This is a genomic window from Arthrobacter sp. ZBG10 (assembly GCF_001238605.1).
Taxonomy (GTDB): Bacteria; Actinomycetota; Actinomycetes; order Actinomycetales; family Micrococcaceae; genus Arthrobacter.
Map to the genome: position 1 here is coordinate 1 of NZ_LFQH01000014.1, position 13246 is coordinate 13246.

The following is a 13246-nucleotide window of genomic DNA, read 5'->3' on the forward strand; positions in this document are numbered from 1 at the left end:
GGCGATCAGGGAATGTCCGGTGAGTGTCACGGTATTTACTCCTAGGAGGTAGGCGGTCAGGAGAGGGTGGCGATGAGGGCTTTGAGGTCCGCGAGGTCCTGCGGCGCCAGGTTCTGCAGCGGGGTGCGGACCGGGCCTGCCGAACGGCCCACCGCGTCCAGGCCGCCCTTGACGATGGACACGGAGTAGCCCTTCACGCGGTCCCTGATATCCAGGTACGGGATAACAAAGTCGTTGAGCTTCCGGTTCACGGCGGCACGGTCGTTGTTGCGGACGTCCCGGTAGAAATCCAGGGCAAACTGCGGGACAAAGTTGTACATGGCGCTCGAGTAGGTACTCATGCCCAGCTGCAGCAGGGGAAGTGCGAACGTCTCCGCCGTGGGGAGTCCGCCCAGGTAGAAGAGCCGGTCGCCAAGCTTGGCGTAAACCCGGGCGTCGTGCTCCAGGTCGCCCACGCCGTCCTTGAAGCCGATCAGGTTCTCGTGCCGGTCCGCCAGGAGGGCCACCGTGGTGTCCTTGTAGATCGCGTTGGCGCGGTTGTAGATGATGACGCCCAGTGAGGTGGACCTGCAGATGGCGCTGACGTGCTCGGCCAGTCCCGCCTGGTCCGCCTCGGTGAGGTAGGGGGGCAGCACCAGGAGGCCGTCGGCCCCTGCGGCCTCGGCGGCTTGCGCGTTCTCGATGGCCTGGGCCGTGGAGCCGCCGGCCGAGGCGAGGACGGGAACCAGGGAACCCACTTCGTCGACGGCGGTACGCACCACGCGTGCCGATTCCGCCGGGGTCAGGGAGAATCCTTCGCCCGTGCCGCCTGCAGCGAACAGGCCGGCAACGGGAAAGCTGGCCTGCCAGGCAAGGTGCTTACGGTAGTTTTCCTCGTCGAACGCCAGCTCGGCGTCGAAGGACGTGACGGGGAAGGAGAGCAGTCCCTCCTTGAGTGTTGCGGCGAGTTCCTGGGGGGTGTACTTGGCCATGATGCGTTCCTTTGATTGCGGCGCCGGCTGGCCGGCGGAGGGCTGTTTTCTCCCTTCAGCCTAGGAATGCTTTTGATGCCTGTCCAAGAGTTTTAATGGATGGATTGATACCTTGCAGGTATCAACGACGTCAGGCGGCTTAGCTGACCAGGCCTGGGCGGTGCGGCCCGCGCTGGGCTACGGGCCGGCGTCGAACTCCAGGTCCTGCAGCAGCCGTGACAATGCCGGATTGCTGACCTTCCGGTTCCACAAGGCGTACAGCTCCACCTGGTTGCCGGGTGCGGGCGCCAAGGGAAGGAACTCGACGCCGCTGATGCCCAGCACCGTGGCGGAGGAGGGGACAAGCGCCACCCCGCGCTTGGCCGCCACCAGCGAAACCATCGTCACAATCTGGCTGACGGTGTGCACCACATTGCCGTGGCGGATGGGCAGGAGCCGGACCACCAGGTCGTAGAAGTAGCGGGCTTGCGTGGGGGAGTGCATGATCAGCGCCTCGTGACTGAAGTCTTCCGGCCCGATGGGCCGGTCCAGCGCCGTCAGGGGGTGCCCGGCCGGGACCGCCAGCATCACGGCTTCGTGGGAGAGCAACCGCGAATCGAAGGTCCGGCTGTCAAAGGGCGGGCGCGCCAGGCCCAGGTCCAGTTCGCCGGTCAGCAGTCCGTCCAGCTGCTCGCCGGTCACCAGTTCCTGCAGTTCGATGTCCACGTCCGGAATGATGCCGGAGATCTGCTCCAGGAGTGGGCCCAGGACGCTGAAGCCGCCGGCCGCCGTGAACCCGATCCGCAGGACCCCGGAACGACCGGAAGCGATTCTCCGGGCTGTGGCAGGAGCCCGCTCAGCCAGCGTGATCAGGCGGCGCGCCTCGTCCAGGAACGTCAGCCCGGCGGGGGTCAGCTGCACCTTCCGGTTGTCCCGCTCCAGCAACTCGGTGCCGACGATCCGCTCCAGTTTCTGGATCTGGCGGCTCAAGGGCGGTTGCGTCATGTTCAGGCGTTCGGCGGCCCTGCCGAAGTGCAGTTCCTCGGCGACGGCGACGAACCCTGCCAGCTGGTCGAAGGTGAACATAATGCCTTCCGGGTATCAACGGTGTACGGCCAAATCCTTGGAGGCATCATATCTGGCGGCGGCGGCGGCGCGCGGGCGGGCGGTCCGCGCGTCAGTCCAGCCGGGCCAGCTCCACGAGCGCATCCAGGACCTGGAGCTGGCCCTTGACCAGCTTCAGCCGGGCCTCTTCGAGGGAAAACCAGCGGGCATCGTCGATCTCCGGGAAATCCCGGATGGTGCCCGAACCCCTGGGCCATTCCAACGGGAAGGTGTTGCTGGCGACAATTCCGGGGTTGAAGTCATGTTCGGCGACAAACACGGTGATGATCTTCCCGCTGGACTGGCGGAATTCCCCCAGGAGGCGGTACTCGGCGTCCGGTGCGTCCGTCCCCATCTCCTCCGCAAATTCCCGCAGCGCGGCCGCCAGCGGGTCTTCGTCCGGGGTGTATTCGCCTTTCGGGATGGACCAGGCATGGGCGTCCTTCCGGGCCCAGAAGGGGCCGCCCATGTGGCCAATCCAGACCTCCAGGCCGGCGGCACTGTCCCGCCGGTAGAGCAGGATCCCCGCACTTCGGACCGGCATCTGGCTCCTCCCTGTGCCGGCGCGCGGCCGGCCCTGATCCGCCGTCCGGCGTTAACCCCGAATTCATGGCGCTGATCTAGGTTAAGCCCTCAGGCACTTTGCTCGAAGGGACCCATCATGGCCAGCATCGAGAACGTATTGGGCCGGCTGACGCCGGAGGAGCACACCGAGCTCCGCAACCTGGGCCCGCAGGGGCACCTGCCGCGGCACCTGCTTGAAGCCATCGACCGGGCGGCCGGGGGACCGGGCGCAGGCCGCGGCTACTACGTGTCCACCGGCAACGTCAGCTCCACCGGCGGAACCCTGGTGGTGCTGCGGGACGACGTCTCCGGCTGGCTCTTCGCGGACGAATCCCCGGACCAGCCGCCGCAGTCCTGACGGCGTGGGCCGCCGGGCACCAGGCTGCCGCTAGCCGATAAGCAGGCTCAAGGCCTCGGTCAGGTGCTCCACTTCCCGCACGGAGAAGCCCGGCGGTACAGGACCGGGCCCGTTGTGGCTTGCCGGCACCACGGCGTGCGTGAAGCCCAGCCGGTGCGCCTCCTGGATCCGCTGGTTGATGCCGGGAACAGGGCGGACTTCACCCGCCAACCCCACCTCGCCAAAGGCAATCAGCCGGATGGGCAAGGGTTTCCGGGCCTTCGCCGACGCCACGGCCAACGCCACGGCAAGGTCCGTGGCAGGCTCGCTGAGCTTCACGCCCCCCACGGTGGCCACGTAGGAATCGTCCTTGTGGAGCAGGCAGCCGGCGCGTTGCTGGAGGACGGCAAGCAGCATTGACACCCGCGAGCTGTCCAGCCCGCTGGTGGCCCGGCGCGGCTGGGAGTTGGGGCTTTCGGCCAGCAGGGACTGCACCTCCGCCAGCAGCGGACGCCTGCCTTCCATGGTGACGGTGATGCAGGTGCCGGACACGGGTTCCTTGGTGCGGCTGACAAACAGTCCGCTGGGATCGGTGAGGCCCTCGATGCCGTTTTCGTTGAGGTCGAAGCAGCCGACGTCGTCCGTGGGGCCGTAGCGGTTCTTGACGGCGCGCAGCAGCCTCAGCCGGGAATGACGTTCACCTTCGAACTGGCACACCACATCCACCAGGTGCTCCAGCAGGCGGGGGCCGGCGATGGAGCCGTCCTTGGTGACATGGCCAACCAGGAGGGTGGTCATGTTGCGCCGTTTGGCTGCGGCGATGATGGAGGCTGCCACTTCGCGGACCTGGGACACGCCGCCGGCGCTGCCGTCCACGTCCGCACTGCTCAGTGTCTGGACCGAGTCAACAATCAGCAGCCGCGGCTCGATTTTCTCGACCTGTCCCAGCGCCTGGCCAAGGTCCGTCTCCGCCGAGAGGTACAGGGATTCGGCGACGGCGTCGATCCGCTCCGCGCGGAGCTTCACCTGCGCCGCGGACTCCTCACCCGTCACGTACAGGACGTCCTGGGCGGTGCGGGCAAATTTGGCCGCCACGTCCAGGAGCAGGGTGGATTTGCCGACGCCGGGCTCGCCCGCCAGCAGGATGACGGCGCCCGGAACCAGGCCGCCGCCCAGCACCCTGTCCAACTCGTCCACGCCGGTGGGGAGGAACGCGGCAGTGGTGGCATCGACGTCGGCGATGCGCCGTGCCGGTTCCAGAACCGTGGTGGCGGCCGTGGTCCGGGCCACCGCCGCGCCGGTTTCCTCCACGGATCCCCACGCCTGGCATTCGCCGCAGCGACCCACCCATTTGACGGTGGTCCAGCCGCATTCGGCGCATTTGTAGGCCGGCGCCTTGGACGCCCGGGAAGTCTTTGTTGCCATGCGTCCAACCCTAGCCGCGGGCACCGACATCCCCGTACCTGCAGGACGTCACCGCGAGCCCATGATTGGCCGGATGGAGACTGCACCGGCGGGTAAAAGAGCCGCTAATCTATTCCTTGAAGTTCGCGGTCCAGCAGGGGCCGGGACTAAGCCCGTCGAATGGCCCATCAGTGACATCCAGCAGCGAAACAGCAGACCAGCGGACCCCCGTGACGCCGCACAACACTTTCCTGGACTGCCCCACAGGGACCGTCAGGTATTACTTCGCGGAAGGCGTCTTCCACTGGTCGGCCGGGCTGTACCGTATCTATGGATACGAAAAAGGGGAGATTGTTCCCTCGATGGACATGGCGCTCGCCCACATCGAGCCTGCAGACCGCCCGACAGTCCTGGCGTATTGGGATCATGTTGCCTCCGTGGGGGGACCCGCATCGATTTACCTCTCCATCCGCGACGCCAAAAACCGTCAGCACAAGTTGTTGTTTTCCGCGGACTACATCCTTGAGGGAGATGCGCCGGTTGGCGTGTGGGGCGTTGTGGCGGACCTGACCCAATCGATTCACACGGACCGTCACCAGCTCGCCACGGAGGCCGTTGCCGCATCAGCCCGCAGCAGGGCGGCGATTGAGCAGGCCAAGGGCATTCTGATGGGCCGCACCGGCGTCGATGCGGACGGGGCATACGCCCTCATGAGCCAGTTGAGCAACGAATCAAACCGCAAGGTGTCCGTGATCGCCCTCGAAATCATCGAGCGTGCCATCGCTTCCGCCGCAAGCGGGACAACACCGGATCACCCGCTGCTCCAGTAGGGCCCACACGTCAACGCCGCAACCAGCCCGCCTCCGCAGGAACTAGGGTCGGACGCCAAGGCCCGCCAGGTCCGGGACCAGCCACCGGTCGCCGGCCCGCTCCAGCGGAACCCGGGCCACCACTGCCGCGGACTCCGTGGGAATCGCGCCGAGGAGGCGTGGCACCGGGGGTGTACCGCCGTCGGCCGGCCCTTCCGGATCCCAGGCGACGGCGACGCCTTCGGCGGCCAGCGCTTCCTCGTCGAGCACCACCAGGACCAGCGGAATGGCCAGGTCCGCATAGGTCCCCGTCAGCGCCCAGGCCAGCTGCGAGGCGGTGGCGGCGTGGATGAAGCCGGTGTCATCAAACATGGTGGCGCGGGTTGCCACGTCGTATTCGCCGAAGCGGGCGCAGGCCTCCCAGTCATCCTCGATGGCCACATGGACCAGGCGCTGTCCGCTCATGATGAATCCTTCCTCGTAATGAAACGCCATCGTGTCATTAAGCGCGTAGAATCGCTACTGCAGCCAAAGTGAAGGAGCGGTGCATGGAACTGGAACGCAAGCGCGGCAGGCCGAGCGCCGGCGAACGGGCAGAGCGGCAGCAGCGGATCCTCGATCTGGCCATCCGGCTCTTTGGCCACTGCGGTTTTGCGGGGACTTCCCTGGACGCGCTGGCGGATCAGGCCGGGGTTACCAAGCGCACCATCTACGCCTATTTCACGGACAAGGAGGGGCTGTTCACCGCCGCGGTGGACCGCCAGCACGCGTACCTGGCGCAGGCGCTGGAGCCGGAAACTTCCCTGGCGGAGGCGGCCGCGCGGATTGTGGAGAGCCTGCATTCGGATGACGCCGTGACGCTGCACCGGATGGTCATCGCGGAGGCACCCCGCCTCCCCGGATTGGCTGCGGCCTTCTACCGGCACGGACCGCAGCGGTCCATCAGCTTCCTGGCCGCGCTGATTGAGCGGACCCCATCGCCAGCCCCCCGGGAGGCCGCCGAAGCGCTCTATACGCTGCTGCTTGGCGAGGCGCACCGCCGGCGGCTCCTCGGCCTGGCGCCGGCACCCGACCAGGAGCAGGCGAGGGCCCACGCGCGCCGCGCCCTGGCCCTCATCTGCCCGGACGCCGCATAAACCGTATTCCAACCGGGAAAGCACTTGCCCGCAGCTTCCGCCAGCCTGTATAGTCAGGTCCCGAAGGCGATTTCGCCTACAGGATTGTTACTCGGCAACGAGGCAAGACCTGAGACGCACAGTCCGTGCATCTCGGGTCTTTTTTTGTGCCCAAAAATAGACAGAGAGGTCTGACATGGCAAGTGTGGACTACCGGTCGTTGGCCGGAGATATCCTCGAGGGGGTGGGTGGCGAAGCCAACATCGCCAGCGCCACCCACTGCGCCACCCGGCTCCGGCTCAAGCTGCGGGACGAATCCAAAGCGGATACCCCGGCAGTGGAGAAGCTGCCCGGCGTCATCACGGTGATGAAGGCCGCCGGCCAGTACCAGGTGGTCATCGGCGACAACGTCCCCACCGTCTACGCGGAGCTGGGCAAGCTGACCCGGCTCGGCGATGACAGCGCGCAGGAGCAGGAAGCCGCCCCGCAGGGCAACCTGTTCAACCGATTCATCGACATGATCTCCGCGATCTTCTCGCCCATCATCTGGCCCCTCGCCGGCGCCGGCCTGCTCAAGGCCTTCCACAGCCTGGCCACCCAGCTGGGCTGGCTGGACCCCGTTTCGCAGACCAGCATAGTCCTGGCAGCGGCAGCGGATTCCTTGTTCTACTTCCTGCCGGTCTTCCTGGCCGTCACCGCAGCCAAGCGGTTCAAGGCCAACCAGTTCACCTCCATGGCCATCGCCGGCGCCCTGGTCTACCCCAGCATCGTGGCCCTCGCCGCCGCGACGGAACCCCTGAGCTTCGCCGGCATCCCCATGGTGATGATGAACTACACCAGCTCCGTCATCCCCATCATCGTGGCCGTCTGGCTGCAGGGCTACCTGGAGCGTTTCCTGATCCGCGTGCTCCCCGCCGCCATCCGGAACTTCACCACCCCGCTGCTCACCATCGTTGTGATGGTCCCGCTGATCCTGCTCACCGTTGGCCCCGTCACCACCTTCGCCGCGCAGGGCCTCTCCTCCGGCATCAACGCCGCCTTCACCTTCGCCCCCTGGCTCGCCGGCGGCATCATGGGCGGATTCTGGCAGGTTTTTGTCCTCTTCGGCCTGCACTGGGGCCTGGTTCCGGGCATGCTCAACGAAATCAGCACCCAGGGCTACTCCCTCCTCATGGGTCCCCTGGTGGCCGCGGTCCTGGCCCAGGCTGCAGCCACCCTCGCGGTAATGTTCCGCACCCACAACAAGGCCCGCCGCGCGGTAGCCGGCCCCGCAGCGCTCTCCGGTTTCCTGGCCGGTATCACCGAACCCGGCATCTACGGCGTCAACCTGCCGCTGAAGAAGCCGTTCTACTTCGGTATCGCCGGCGGTGTGGTGGGCGGCGCCATCGCAGCAGCAGGCGGCAGCGGCGCCACCGCGTTTGTCTTCCCGTCACTGCTGGGCCTGCCCGCTTTCGGAACGGTGGGCAACTTCGGCCTGCAGCTCGCCGGCACCGGCGTCGCCGTCGCCATCGCCTTCGCCCTGACCTTCTTCTTCGGCCCCCGCGAAGCAGCGGCGCCTGAATCGGCCGACGCCGGCACTTCCGGCCCGTCGCCCGCAGAGGCTGCGCTGGAGGCGGCTTTGCCCGTCCCGGCTGCAGCGGTCACCGGCGCCGTGGATATCATCGCCCCGGTCGCCGGGCAGGCAATCGCCCTGGCCGACGTGCAGGACAAGGTCTTCGCCTCCGGCGCCATGGGCAAGGGCCTGGGCATCATCCCGGCCGACGGCCGCATCTACGCCCCGATCTCAGGCTCCATCAAGGCGGCCATGAAAACCGGCCACGCCTACGGCATCAAGTCGGACAGCGGCGTGGAAGTCCTGGTCCACATCGGCATCGACACCGTCCAGCTGGACGGCCGCGGCTTCGAAGCTGCCGTGACCCGCGGCCAGCAGGTCCGCGCCGGCGACCTGCTCGCCGTCGTCGACCTCGCCGCCGTCGCCGCGGCCGGGTACGACACCACCACCCTGGTGATGGTCACCAACACCGCCCAGCTCGCCAGCGTGGACGCCGTCACCGGCGGCACCCTGGCCCAGGGCGACACCGCCATCACCGTCCAGGTCTGACCGGCACCTGCCGGCTTCCCCATTCCCGCACTGCAAAGGAAACGTACTGTGACCACCACATTCCCCAAGGGCTTCCTCTGGGGCGGCGCCACCGCCGCCAACCAGATCGAGGGCGCGTACAACGAGGGCGGCAAGGGCCTCTCCATCCAGGACGTGATGCCCAAGGGCATCACCGAGACCCCCACCGAGGGCCCCACCCCGGACAACCTCAAGCAGGTGGCCATCGACTTCTACCACCGCTACGAGGAAGACATCGCAGCCTTCGCCGACCTGGGGTTCAAGGTCTTCCGGTTCTCCATCGCCTGGAGCCGCATCTTCCCCCTCGGCGACGAGGCCAGCCCCAACGCCGAAGGCCTCGCGTACTATTCGCGTCTCCTGGACGAGCTGGAAAAGCATGGCATCGAACCGATGGTCACCATCAGCCACTACGAGACGCCCCTGCACCTGGCCCGGAAGTACAACGGCTGGACCAACCGGCAACTGATCGGCTTCTACGAAAACTACTGCCGCGCCCTGTTCGAAAACTTCGGCACCCGGGTGAAGTACTGGCTGACGTTCAACGAGATCAACTCGGTCATCCACGAGCCGTTCCTCTCCGGCGGCATCCCCACGCCCAAAGACCAGCTCACCCAGCAGGACCTGTACCAGGCCATCCACCACGAACTGGTGGCCTCGGCCCGCGCCACCAAGCTGGCCCGCGAACTGATGCCCGCCGCGCAGGTGGGCTGCATGATCATCGCGCTGCCCACCTACCCGCTGACCCCGGACCCCTCGGACGTGGTGGCAGCCATGCACACCGCCCAGGACAGCTACGCGTTCGGCGACATCCACTGCCGCGGCGAATACCCGGGTTACCTGCTGCGCAGGTTCCGGGACCAGGGCATCGAGCTGGAGATCACCGTCCAGGACAGGGAAGACCTCAAGCACACGGTGGACTTTGTCTCCTTCAGCTACTACATGAGCATCTGCGAGACAGCGGACCCGGCCAAAAAGATCAAGGGCGCCGGCAACATCATGGGTGGCGTCCCCAACCCCACCCTCAAGGCCTCCGAGTGGGGCTGGCAGATCGATCCGCAGGGCCTCCGCGTGGTCCTGAACGACTACTGGGACCGCTGGCAGAAGCCGCTGTTCATTGTGGAGAACGGCATCGGCGCCGTGGACACCCTGGTGGAGGTCGACGGCGGGAAGACGGTGGTTGACGACTACCGGATCGACTACTTCAACGACCACCTGGTCCAGGCCGGCGAAGCCATCGAGGACGGCGTCCAGCTGCTGGGCTACACCTCCTGGGGCTGCATCGACATTGTCAGCGCCTCGACGGCGCAGATGAGCAAGCGCTACGGTTTCATCTACGTGGACCGGAACGACGACGGCACCGGCTCGCTGGCCCGGTACCCCAAGAAGTCCTACGGCTGGTACAAGGAAGTCATCGCTTCGAACGGCGCGAGCCTGAAAAAGTAGTACCCCGCTGAAACCCGCTCAACGAAGAATGGAGGACGACATGGAAGTGTTGCGCGTATTCAACAACAACGTCGTCCTCGCACGTGCGGCCGGTAAGGGCGAAGTTATCCTTACCGGCCGCGGCCTGGGCTTCCAGGCCAAGCCCGGCCAGCAGGTGGACGAGGCCAAAGTGGTTCAGGTGTTCGTCCCGGAGGATGGGCGCAACGCGGACAACTTCGGCGCCCTGGTGGCGGCCATCCCGCCCGAACACCTGGCCCTGGCGGACCAGGCCCTGGAAATAGCCCGCGCCGGAATGTCCGGGCCGCTGAACTCCACCACCGTGGTGGCGCTCGCGGACCACCTGAGCTTCGCCATCAAACGGCTCCGCCAGGGCCTGGCCATGGACTACCCGCTGCGGGCCGAAGTGGCCCACCTGTACCCGGACGAACTCCGGATGGCGCAGCAGATTGTTGACTACGTCAACCGGCAGCTGGCGGAGAACCTGCCGCCGGAAGAGGCCATTGCCATTGCCTTGCATCTGGTGAACGCCGGTTTTGCCAGCGGCGACCTCTCCCACACGTACCAGATGACAGGGGTGTTCGCGCAGCTGTTCGAGGTGCTGGAACAGGCTTACGGGCGGGCTTTCGACCGGGAAACGGTGAACGCGGCCCGCTTTATCACGCACCTTCGGTATTTCTTTGTCCGCGCCCACACCGGCAGGCAGCTCGCCGAAGGCGCCACCGGACTGGGCCTGGCCATCCGGCAGGCGTACCCGGATGCCTACGGCACGGCCCTGAAGCTCCAGGCGGTCCTGGAACTGCGGCTGGGGGAGCCGCTCACCGAGGACGAAGTCACTTACCTCACCCTGCATGTGGCCCGGATGGCGGACGATCTCCGCCTGTCCCAGCAGACGGCCGGCTAGAGCGCCGGCAGCACGTCCCGGGCTTCCTGCGCGTCCATTCCCGTGGCCTCCAGCAGGTCCACCATCAGCGGCCGGAACAGCATCACCACCGTTTCGCCCTCCAGCCGCTGCACCTGGAGCAGCTTAGGATGCAGGCGCAACGCGATTTCGCTCAGGTCGCGGCGGGCAGTGCGCAGGTGTGCGCGGCGGGCACCGTCCTGCTGTTCAGCCAGGCCAAGGGAGAGTTCCTCGATGGCGGCAGCGGTTTCCTGCAGCACCTCGGCGATGTTTTCCGTGGCCTCGTCGGAGAGGGCCGCGTGGTTGATGGCGCTGGTGAGCCTGCGCGCGAACACCCGGCTGTTGCGCAGCGCCAGGTCGATGAAGTCCAGCGATTCCTTCAGCCGGTCCAGCTCGTCGCGGTGCCTGCGGTAGGCGGGGGCCAGGGTGGCCACCTCGCCGGAGGTCCGCAGCGACTGGCGCATTCCGTCCACCAGCGGCTGGCAGTTGCGGCCCCGGATGAGCGCGTGCCAGGCCTGCGTGGAATCACTGTTGGCCAGCGCGTCACCGCATTCGCGCAGCACCTCGGCCAGTTCGTGCAGCAGTTTCCGGACGTCCTTGCGCGGTTCCCGCCGGGGATCCTTGGGAATCAGCACCGTGATCAGCAGGGCGAAGAGGCCGCCCACTACGGCGTCGATGCTCCGGGTGAACGGTCCGCCGTCGGGCGCCGGCAGGAGCACCACCAGCAGTGACTGCAGCCCCAGTTGCGTGGTGAAGATGGTGCCGCTGTCCAGGAACCGGGCCAGGAGGATGGAGAAAAGAAGCACGACGGCGGCCTGCCAGATTCCGCCGCCCAGCCAGTGCAGGAGCAGGTCACCCACGGCGATGCCGATGGTGCAGCCCAGCCCCACCTCCACCACCCGGCGCAGCCGGGGTTCGCGGGAGAAGCCCAGGGCGAGCAGCGAGGACGTGGCAGCGAACAGCGGCCCGGAATGCCCCAGCACGTATTCGGCAAACGCGTAGGCGCCCACCGCGCAGACCGTCATCTGGATGGCCGGGACCAGGGAGTTCCTGCTGCGGATCATCCCGGTCCTGATGCGGCCGTGCAGGAACCGCCTGCCTGCTGAAAGTCCTGCTGCGGAAGCCATGCGTTCCAGTCTATGGCGGGGGCGTGTACTACGGCCCGAAGTGTGATCTGCGCAATGGTGACCCGGCAGTTGTAAGCCAATATCCCGCGGTCGTTAATTCTCCGTTCACTTTGGGGCGCCCGTCCCGTTACCTGCACCCCATAGCTTTTCTTGAAGGTACTGAACGTACGCATCGCGCAGCAGGGCTCTCCGTTCCCTGTCCGCACCTGAATCACCCTGGAAGGGGTACATCCTGTGAAGGCACTTCGCTTCGGCCGCCACGCGGCTCTCGCTGTTATTGCAGCCGGCGCTCTCGCGCTCACCGCCTGCGGTTCTGACAACGCCACCGGAACCACGCCCGCCGGCGATTCCACCTCAGCCGGCCCCAAGGTCACCGGCACCCTGACCGGCATCGGCGCCTCCTCCACCGGCGCAGCCATGGACGCCTGGAAGGCCGGCTTCACCGCCGCCAACTCCGGCGCCACCGTGCAGTACTCCCCGGATGGCTCCGGCGCAGGCCGCAAGGCCATCATCGACGGCTCCGCCCAGTTCGCCGGTTCCGACGCCTACCTCAAGGACGAAGAGCTCGAAGCCTCCAAGGCCCAGTGCGGTCCCGACGGCGCCATCAACATTCCCGTCTACATCTCGCCGATCGCCGTGGCCTTCAACGTCCCGAACGTCACCGAGCTCAAGCTCGACGCCGCCACCGTCGCCAAGATCTTCCGCGGCGAAATCACCAACTGGAACGATCCGGCCATCGCCGCCCTGAACGAGGGCACCACGCTTCCGGACCTCAAGGTCACCCCGGTGAACCGCTCCGACGACTCCGGCACCACGTCCAACTTCACTGACTACCTGGCCGCAGCAGCCCCCGAGGTCTGGACCGACAAGTCCGCAGGCGTCTGGCCCGCAGCCCTCCAGGGCGAAAACGCCAAGGGCACCTCCGGTGTGGTCAAGACCGTCACCGACACTCCGGGCGCCGTGACCTACGCCGATGACTCCGCCGTGGGCGGCAAGCTGGGTACCGCCGCCATCAAGGTCGGCGAGGAATTCGTCAAGATCTCCGCCGAAGCAGCAGCCAAGGCCGTTGAAGCAGGCAGCCCCGTCGAAGGCCGCTCGGCCACCGACGTTGCCATCAAGCTGGACCGCAAGACCACTGAAGCCGGCGCCTACCCGGTGGTCCTGGTTTCCTACCACGTGGTCTGCAGCACCTACGCCACCCAGGAAACGGCTGACCTGGTGAAGGCCTTCGAAAACTACGTAGTCTCCGATGCCGGCCAGCAGGCAGCAGCGGACTCCGCCAAGTCGGCGCCGCTCTCCGCCGCCCTTGCGGAGAAGGCCACCAAGGCGATCGAGTCCATCAAGGTCAAGTCCTAACCAAGCATTGACCCCACGTT

General features: G+C 66.7%; 13 protein-coding genes. 7 read left to right on the top strand and 6 right to left on the bottom strand.

Annotated elements, in window-relative coordinates:
• Positions 1–56: 56 nt before the first annotated feature.
• The 3 genes from kdgD to ACU18_RS03635 all read right to left on the bottom strand — a co-directional run bounded on the left by kdgD (position 57) and on the right by ACU18_RS03635 (position 2598).
• Entirely contained in the window at positions 57–971 is a 915-nt protein-coding gene (gene kdgD / locus ACU18_RS03625) for a 5-dehydro-4-deoxyglucarate dehydratase (protein WP_050684179.1), read from the bottom strand.
• Positions 972–1148: 177 nt separating this feature from the next.
• Positions 1149–2036, bottom strand: coding sequence for a LysR family transcriptional regulator (locus ACU18_RS03630; RefSeq protein WP_050684180.1), 888 nt, complete (start codon positions 2034–2036; stop codon positions 1149–1151).
• Between the two features lie 91 nt (positions 2037–2127).
• Complete coding sequence (locus ACU18_RS03635; RefSeq protein ID WP_050684181.1) at positions 2128–2598, bottom strand: NUDIX domain-containing protein; 471 nt, start codon at positions 2596–2598, stop codon at positions 2128–2130.
• A 117-nt stretch (positions 2599–2715) separates the two neighbouring features.
• Here ACU18_RS03635 and ACU18_RS03640 point away from each other — a divergent pair, with 117 nt between their 5' ends.
• A complete protein-coding gene (locus ACU18_RS03640) occupies positions 2716–2976 on the top strand; it encodes a hypothetical protein (protein ID WP_050684182.1) in 261 nt (86 codons plus the stop codon).
• 30 nt (positions 2977–3006) lie between these two features.
• Here the strand turns inward: ACU18_RS03640 and radA are convergent, their stop codons facing one another.
• Positions 3007–4380, bottom strand: a complete 1374-nt coding sequence (gene radA / locus ACU18_RS03645; RefSeq protein ID WP_050684183.1) for a DNA repair protein RadA — start codon at positions 4378–4380, stop codon at positions 3007–3009.
• Positions 4381–4550: 170 nt separating this feature from the next.
• Here radA and ACU18_RS03650 point away from each other — a divergent pair, with 170 nt between their 5' ends.
• Positions 4551–5189, top strand: coding sequence for an ANTAR domain-containing protein (locus tag ACU18_RS03650; protein WP_050684184.1), 639 nt, complete (start codon positions 4551–4553; stop codon positions 5187–5189).
• A 42-nt stretch (positions 5190–5231) separates the two neighbouring features.
• Here ACU18_RS03650 and ACU18_RS03655 read toward each other — a convergent pair whose 3' ends face one another.
• A complete protein-coding gene (locus ACU18_RS03655) occupies positions 5232–5633 on the bottom strand; it encodes a DUF952 domain-containing protein (protein ID WP_050684185.1) in 402 nt (133 codons plus the stop codon).
• A gap of 83 nt (positions 5634–5716) precedes the next feature.
• Here ACU18_RS03655 and ACU18_RS03660 point away from each other — a divergent pair, with 83 nt between their 5' ends.
• The 4 genes from ACU18_RS03660 (at position 5717) to ACU18_RS03675 (ending at position 10746) form a co-directional block, all read left to right on the top strand.
• A complete protein-coding gene (locus tag ACU18_RS03660; RefSeq protein WP_050684186.1) occupies positions 5717–6304 on the top strand; it encodes a TetR/AcrR family transcriptional regulator in 588 nt (195 codons plus the stop codon).
• Positions 6305–6479: 175 nt separating this feature from the next.
• A complete protein-coding gene (locus ACU18_RS03665; protein WP_050684187.1) occupies positions 6480–8384 on the top strand; it encodes a beta-glucoside-specific PTS transporter subunit IIABC in 1905 nt (634 codons plus the stop codon).
• 48 nt (positions 8385–8432) lie between these two features.
• Complete coding sequence (locus ACU18_RS03670; protein WP_157407552.1) at positions 8433–9845, top strand: glycoside hydrolase family 1 protein; 1413 nt, start codon at positions 8433–8435, stop codon at positions 9843–9845.
• A gap of 40 nt (positions 9846–9885) precedes the next feature.
• Positions 9886–10746 carry a PRD domain-containing protein gene (locus tag ACU18_RS03675; RefSeq protein WP_050684189.1) on the top strand — a complete coding sequence of 287 codons (861 nt, stop codon included), beginning with the start codon at positions 9886–9888 and terminating at the stop codon, positions 10744–10746.
• Here the strand turns inward: ACU18_RS03675 and ACU18_RS03680 are convergent.
• Positions 10743–11870 (bottom strand): FUSC family protein, encoded by a 1128-nt coding sequence (locus ACU18_RS03680; RefSeq protein ID WP_050684190.1) that lies wholly within the window; start codon positions 11868–11870, stop codon positions 10743–10745. The genes ACU18_RS03675 and ACU18_RS03680 overlap by 4 nt on opposite strands.
• Before the next feature lie 234 nt (positions 11871–12104).
• On the opposite strand from ACU18_RS03680, the gene pstS reads away from it, so the two are divergent.
• Entirely contained in the window at positions 12105–13226 is a 1122-nt protein-coding gene (pstS, locus tag ACU18_RS03685) for a phosphate ABC transporter substrate-binding protein PstS (protein WP_050684191.1), read from the top strand.
• Positions 13227–13246 lie beyond the last annotated feature (20 nt).

Excerpts from the sequence above, each read along its gene's own strand:
- ACU18_RS03680 (WP_050684190.1), bottom strand. The coding sequence starts at position 11,870 with ATGGCTTCCGCAGCAGGACTTTCAGCAGGCAGGCGGTTCCTGCACGGC.
- ACU18_RS03640 (WP_050684182.1), top strand. The coding sequence starts at position 2,716 with ATGGCCAGCATCGAGAACGTATTGGGCCGGCTGACGCCGGAGGAGCAC.
- ACU18_RS03630 (WP_050684180.1), bottom strand. The coding sequence starts at position 2,036 with ATGTTCACCTTCGACCAGCTGGCAGGGTTCGTCGCCGTCGCCGAGGAA.
- ACU18_RS03635 (WP_050684181.1), bottom strand. The coding sequence starts at position 2,598 with ATGCCGGTCCGAAGTGCGGGGATCCTGCTCTACCGGCGGGACAGTGCC.
- ACU18_RS03660 (WP_050684186.1), top strand. The coding sequence starts at position 5,717 with ATGGAACTGGAACGCAAGCGCGGCAGGCCGAGCGCCGGCGAACGGGCA.
- ACU18_RS03665 (WP_050684187.1), top strand. The coding sequence starts at position 6,480 with ATGGCAAGTGTGGACTACCGGTCGTTGGCCGGAGATATCCTCGAGGGG.
- ACU18_RS03655 (WP_050684185.1), bottom strand. The coding sequence starts at position 5,633 with ATGAGCGGACAGCGCCTGGTCCATGTGGCCATCGAGGATGACTGGGAG.
- radA (WP_050684183.1), bottom strand. The coding sequence starts at position 4,380 with ATGGCAACAAAGACTTCCCGGGCGTCCAAGGCGCCGGCCTACAAATGC.
- ACU18_RS03675 (WP_050684189.1), top strand. The coding sequence starts at position 9,886 with ATGGAAGTGTTGCGCGTATTCAACAACAACGTCGTCCTCGCACGTGCG.
- kdgD (WP_050684179.1), bottom strand. The coding sequence starts at position 971 with ATGGCCAAGTACACCCCCCAGGAACTCGCCGCAACACTCAAGGAGGGA.